Annotated in this window: 4 protein-coding genes; 1 reads left to right on the forward strand and 3 read right to left on the reverse strand. The window is 62.3% G+C overall.

All coding sequences use genetic code 11. The annotated features are described in order from the left end of the window. Positions 1 to 23: 23 nt before the first annotated feature. Positions 24 to 923: a helix-turn-helix transcriptional regulator gene (locus tag VEZ38_RS16720; RefSeq protein WP_324895441.1), complete on the reverse strand. Its 900-nt coding sequence runs from the start codon at positions 921 to 923 to the stop codon at positions 24 to 26. A 206-nt stretch (positions 924 to 1,129) separates the two neighbouring features. Here VEZ38_RS16720 and VEZ38_RS16725 point away from each other — a divergent pair, with 206 nt between their 5' ends. After that, positions 1,130 to 2,257 (forward strand): glycoside hydrolase family 88 protein, encoded by a 1,128-nt coding sequence (locus VEZ38_RS16725; RefSeq protein WP_324895443.1) that lies wholly within the window; start codon positions 1,130 to 1,132, stop codon positions 2,255 to 2,257. A gap of 577 nt (positions 2,258 to 2,834) precedes the next feature. Here VEZ38_RS16725 and VEZ38_RS16730 read toward each other — a convergent pair. Together VEZ38_RS16730 and VEZ38_RS16735 are read right to left on the reverse strand one after the other, a co-directional pair. Next, positions 2,835 to 5,147, reverse strand: a complete 2,313-nt coding sequence (locus VEZ38_RS16730; protein ID WP_324895445.1) for a DUF4962 domain-containing protein — start codon at positions 5,145 to 5,147, stop codon at positions 2,835 to 2,837. Between the two features lie 14 nt (positions 5,148 to 5,161). Then, complete coding sequence (locus VEZ38_RS16735) at positions 5,162 to 5,929, reverse strand: glucose 1-dehydrogenase (RefSeq protein WP_324895447.1); 768 nt, start codon at positions 5,927 to 5,929, stop codon at positions 5,162 to 5,164. Positions 5,930 to 6,000 lie beyond the last annotated feature (71 nt).

Genomic DNA, 6,000 nt, shown 5'->3' on the forward strand with positions numbered 1-6,000 from the left:
CGACTTTCGGAAAACGCTCCGCTTTACGGAGCCGATCCGCGGTGCGTCATATTCTTATACTCCGCCGGCGTCATCCCGGTCGATTCTTTGAAGGTGCGTATGAAATGCGACGAATCGTTGAAGCCGGTTCGGGCGGCGATGGCGGTCACCGATTCGCCTCCGTTTTCGAGCATCTCTTTCGCTTTGTAAATCCGCTGCATCGTAAGGTATTGGTGAGGGGTATACCCGGTATAGGCTTTAAATACCTTGAACATGTACGACTTGGAGACGTGGAAAGATCGGGCGATTTCCGAAACCTGAAGCGGCTCGCAGCAAGATTCCCGAATATGCTCGACCATTCTCTCGCAAATTTCGCGAATGTCCGCCGACAAAGCTTCGTCGGCGCGTTCCGTCGCCCGGGCTCTCCCCCGGCCGAGCAAAACTAATACTTGAATCAGCAAGCTCTTGACGAACAAAGCGAAGCCTTCCCGGCGTAACCGAAGCTCCTCTTCCAGTTCGAGCAGCAGCTCCCGAATTCGGTAAAGCTCGCTTTTCTCGATGGCGAATTCGACGGGTAGCGTCTCCTCCGCGGGAAACCAAGCCTGCAGCAGCTCGCCGATGTCCGTCTCGGATTTGGCCAACCTTCGGAAGTACGTCTCCTCCACGGAGAGAATCGTTCTTCGATAGACCGACTTCTGCAGCGGCTTCACGGTATGGTACACGAGCGGCGGGATCAGGATGACATGTCCCGGTTTCACCGTATACGCCGATGCCCCGACGCTCACCACGCTTTCGTTCGAAAAGGCGAACTGAAACTCGAAGCCGTGGTGGGCATGCATGCCTTGAAGCGTCGGTTCGACGCTCTTGTTCGCGCAGTACACCGGAAAACTCAGGAGGGAAGCATTGAATTCATGGTCGAAGAAAGCGTGTGGAGGCAGTTCCATGCGTCATCCGCTCCTTGCGGCAAAGCTCCGTTCCCGACCGACTTCGGCGGGACCGGTTTCTTTCCAATATGTCATACTTTCGCGGTTTCCGCAATTGGGCGCCGGCATCCAAAATAAACCCTAGATCACCTGACGATCGTTCTATTTTGCCGCGTATTCCGGCGTTATACTGAAGCGGGAACGTAAATGTTGAGCGGAGGAATGGAATGATGGATCTCGAGGTGTTGCAACGCAACATCCTGTCGCGTGTGACGGCGAACGCCTCGCGGCTCGCCGACGCGTGTCCGCACGTCGCAAAGAACGGGACGTACGACGACGAACGGATCGACTGGTGGACGTCCGGCTTCTGGCCGGGCATGCTCTGGATCGCCTATGACCTGACCGGCCGAACGCTGTTCCGGGACGCCGCGTGGCCGTACGACGAGCGCATGGAGCGCCGCTTTCTCGAGCCGAACCGGTTCCACCACGACGTCGGCTTTCAATATTTGCCGACCGCCGTGATCAAATTCAAGCTTACAGGCGACGAAGACGCGCGGCGGCGTGGGTTGTTCGCGGCCAACTTCCTGGCTGGGCGCTTTAATATCGCCGGCGGCTTCTTGCGCGCGTGGAACGAGGTTTCGGATCCGACGGCCTGGAACCGAAACAACGCGGGCTGGGCGATCATCGACTCCATGATGAATTTGCCCCTTCTGTTTTGGGCGTCGGAGGAGCTCGGCGACCCGCGGTTCCGGCACGTCGCCATGGCGCATGCGGACACCGTGCTCCGACGGTTCGTCCGGGAGGACGGCTCGGTCGCGCATATCGCGAGCTTCGACCCGGCCACGGGCGCATTCCTGGGCTGGATCGGCGGCCAAGGCTTCGGCCCGGATTCCGACTGGAGCCGCGGCGCCGCTTGGGCGCTGTACGGCATGGCCGTCGCTCACCGGTTCACCGGCGTGACGCGATACGCCGAAGCGTCCCGTCGTATCGCCGATTTCTTCCTCTCCTCGCTCGAGGAGAACGGCGTTCCGCTCTGGGACTTCCGCGTCGTCCCGCGCGAAGGCGAACCGCCCGACACGTCCGCCGCGGCTTGCGCCGCCTCGGGGCTGCTCGAGCTTGCCGAGGCGCTGCCGGGCCTCGCCGGCCGCGCCTACCGGGACGCGGCAATCCGCCTGCTCGCGTCGCTCGACGCCGGCTACGCCCGTTGGGACGACCCGGCCGACCAAGCGTTGCTGCGCGGCGCCACCGGCCACCGCCCCGCCGGCCAAAACGTCAACGTCTCGCTCATCTACGGCGACTACTTCTTCTTCGAGGCAGTCGCCAAGCTCACCGGCTGGGAGCGCCGCATCTTTTAGCGCGCTCCCGCCCCCTTGCTTTTCCCGACTTTTCCCTAATCCCCCGACTTTCCCACCTCTTCCGTTACCCGCCTCCCCCCACGCTTTTTGACCTGTTTCCCGTTACTCAGCCATTACGCTCCCTTCGCCACCATTTGTACCTGCTCTCCCTTTCGAACCTATTTCCCTTGACTCAGCGTTGGCGTCGCCTTCGCTACCGTATGGATCCCCGGCTCTCACTTTCGAACCTGTTTCCCTTTGCTCAGCCGCACGTCCCCTTCGCTGCCAACTTATATCCGTCACATGCTTTCCGACCTGTTTCCCCTTACTCAGTCATGACGCGTTTCCAGACGGGCCGACAGGGTTTGCCGCAATGTATTTCCTTCCATATTTCCCCATCGTCAATGCCCCCCTCTGAGCCAAGGGAAACAAGTCCTAAAGATGCGAGGCGCCTCGCAAGGCTGGCGGCAAGGTGCGCGGCAAACCGCTGAGCTAAGGGAAACAGGTCGTAAAGACATTCGGAGACCCCCGACCGCCGGAGCCGCGGTCCCGGCGGTCGGACGGGGGCTTGGGGGTGGGGGTCTTTTTCGTAACGGCGTTAATACGCTTTAGATATTTCGATCCGCTTGGTGACGCCGTGCTCGGTGAAGTAGATGTGCACCCCGTGATCCTGATCGTCGAGGAACGTGGAGACGAGCTTCGGCGCTCCCTTCTTCATCGGCGCGAGCAACGTCGCGATCCGGTGCGAGGCCGCGGGCCGCGTCGTCGCCGACAGCCGCCAGTGGCGGTGGAGCCCCTCGATTTCCGCCGGATCGACGTCTTCGTAGCCGCAGCGCTGGCTTAGCTCGAGGTCGCCGGAGGAGCAATAGACGAAGCGGCCGACCATTTCCGCCCGGTCGCCGCTTACGCGGAACGTCAGCCGGGACAGCTCGTTCTCGTACCGCGTCTGGAACAGCCAAGAGACGACGCCCGGGCGTTCCAGGTCTACGTGATCGACGACGACGACATAGGAGCCGCCGACGAAGTACAGCTCCCGCACGACCCGCTTCGCGTACGGCACCTCGATGCGGTAGGCGTTCGTCGCGTCCATCCGCGCATACCCGACGCCGTCGCGGTGCCAAGCGTCTTCGACGCGCCCGGTCGCCTCGATGTTCAGCGCCTTGTCGCGGCCCGCGTACTGGCCGACGCCGTCGATCAGGATCGCGTTTTTCGAGCGGGTCTGCCGGCGCCAGTTGAGATGCATCGTGCTGCCGAACGCGATGTAATAGCCGCTGTCGATGGCCAGCGGTTCGCCGTAGGCGTGAAGGAGGAAGCCGTTTTGGTCGCCGTGGCTATGGCTTATGGAGCCGTACGGACTGCTCTTGGCGAGCAGCATGACATGCTCCCCTGGATCGTCGGCTTGATGGTGCATGGCGACCCAGCCGATGTCGCGGAACCAACGCAGCGGCTCGACGTCCGGTGCGTCGGCGGCTTCCACCTCGGGAAAGTCGTGTTTATACATCAGCTCGTCGAAGCGGAAGTCCCACCAGCCGTAGTTATAGAACTTTGTGTCGGCTTCTTCGTCGGACTCCCTCTCCCTTACGCGCTCGAAATACCATTGATATGACGCGTTGCCGGTCAGTCCCGCGAATTGGCGCATCAGGAAGCCCGTCTTCAGGCTCGGCGGGTCGCCCAGCGTCGACTGATCTCCGAAGCTCGCCCGCGTCGCGTGCGGCGGATAGCAATATAGCGGGAAATCGCCGGTTTTGCGAAAGAACGGGCGACGGTACACATCGACGCCGGTGCATTTGCGCAGCAGGTTGATCGCTTCCGTCACGAACGCCATGCCGGTCGTCCAATACATCGGGCCTTCGGCCCAACCGCCGTCCGCGCCGCCCCACGGCGAATACAGGCACGAGAAATACTCGACCGTATAATCGAGCCATTCCCGCGCGCGTTCCTCTTCGAACAGCAGCGCGAGGCAACACGGCGTCAGCACCGACGACAGCGAGCGAACGGCGTGGGAATCGTACGGGACGTGATGGATCTTCGAGCGCTCGATGACATGGAACGCCACTTGCTCAGTCCGCGTCAGCAGCGAAGCGCGCACGGCGTTCCGCTCCTCGTCGGTCAGCTCGTCGTAGAGCCAATCGTAGCCCCAAGCGAGCGCGCCGGCGACGCGGAACGCCGCTTCGTCATTGTAGTCGCGAGACGTCGAGCCCGCCGGGTCCCAGGCTGCGGCATGAAGCAGCCACCGCTTCGCCTTCGCCAGCAGCGTCGAGTCTTTCAGTACGACGCCGGCGATGCTCAGATGGCGAATCGCGTACAGCGTTTCTTGGCAATCCATGTACATCTTGCGCCACAGCTTCGCTACCCGCACATTGTCCGGATAGCGCTCCGGCTCGGGAATCGGCTCCCGCCCGGCCCACGGCAGCACCGATTTTTCGTAGAACGCTTGCCAGCCGCTGCCGACCGGGTCCGTCGCGATGCGCTCGCGCAGCGCTTCAATGCCGGCCCCGTCCAGCCATAGTCGCGGATGGGCCGTCGACGTGGAGGCATAGCGCCGTTCGCGGCTCGGCAGCGGCGTCTCCGGCAAGTCCGGAGCGACCTCGAAGCGCCGGGTGCGGCTCCACGGGCCGAACGCCCCTCCGTCCTTCCACAACGTGTATCGCCAGTAATACGCGCCCGGCGCGAAAACGTGATCCGGCGTAAAGAAGTTGTAAGGCAGCGGTCCGACGGTTACGGTATCGTCCGATTCGAACGCTTCGTCCGTGGACCATTGCAGCGCATACCGTTCTTCTTCCCAAGTACCGGCCATCCACGTGAAGCGAGGCGGATTTTCCGCTGCCGGCGTTTCCTCGTCCGGGACATATTGCACCGTCAGCGGTCCGCTCTTCGGTTCGAACAACGTCTTCTCCATGATGCGCTCCATCCCTTCGCTCCCTCTCATCGCATGAACATGCCGCCGTTGACCTCGATGGTCTCGCCGGTAATGTACGCGGACATGTCGGAGGCTAGAAACAACGCCGCCATGGCGACGTCCTCCGGCGTCCCTTCGCGACCGAGCGGAATGCCCTGTACGGTCGCCTTGCGCGCCGCGTCGGGCGTGAACGTGTCGTGGAACGCCGTCCGCCCGATAAAGCCCGGGGAGACGAGATTGACGCGGATGCCGTCGCCGGCGACTTCTTTGGCGAGCCCTTTGGAGTAAGCGATCATGGCCGCCTTCGCCGCCGCGTACACCGAGGCGCCGGCGCCGCCGCCGTTATGGGCCGCTACCGACGTGACATTGACGATGCTGCCGCCCCCTTGCGACTTCATGCCCGGAGCGAACGCTTTGCACATCAGCACGCAGCTCTTCAGGTTCACGTCCATGACCTTCGCGTAATGCGACTCGGTCATGTCGAGATTCGGCACGCGAGCGATCAGATGGCCGGCGTTGTTTACCAAAATATCGGCGGAACGGCCGAACGCCGTAGAGATCTCATCGACGAGGCGCTCGATTTGCGCCGCATCCGTCGCATCCAGGCGGAACGCTTCGCTCCGGCCTCCCCGCTCCCGAATCGACCGCGCCACCTCTTCTCCCTGCTCCTTATTGTTCATGTACGTGACCGCAACGTCCGCCCCGCAGGCCGCCAAAGCGAACGCGATGCCTCGTCCGATGCCGGCGTTGCCGCCCGTCACGAGCGCGAGTTTGCCGGATAAATCAATATTCATGCCGATTGCGCCTCCTTCAGTCTCGATGTATGCCGCTTTCCCCCATCTTAGGACGAATGTGCGAAGCGCAA

The organism is Paenibacillus sp. (assembly GCF_035645235.1).
GTDB lineage: Bacteria > Bacillota > Bacilli > Paenibacillales > YIM-B00363 > Paenibacillus_AE.

Coding starts and splice junctions, on each gene's coding strand:
- VEZ38_RS16735 (WP_324895447.1), bottom strand. CDS start 5,929: ATGAATATTGATTTATCCGGCAAACTCGCGCTCGTGACGGGCGGCAAC.
- VEZ38_RS16730 (WP_324895445.1), bottom strand. CDS start 5,147: ATGGAGCGCATCATGGAGAAGACGTTGTTCGAACCGAAGAGCGGACCG.
- VEZ38_RS16725 (WP_324895443.1), top strand. CDS start 1,130: ATGATGGATCTCGAGGTGTTGCAACGCAACATCCTGTCGCGTGTGACG.
- VEZ38_RS16720 (WP_324895441.1), bottom strand. CDS start 923: ATGGAACTGCCTCCACACGCTTTCTTCGACCATGAATTCAATGCTTCC.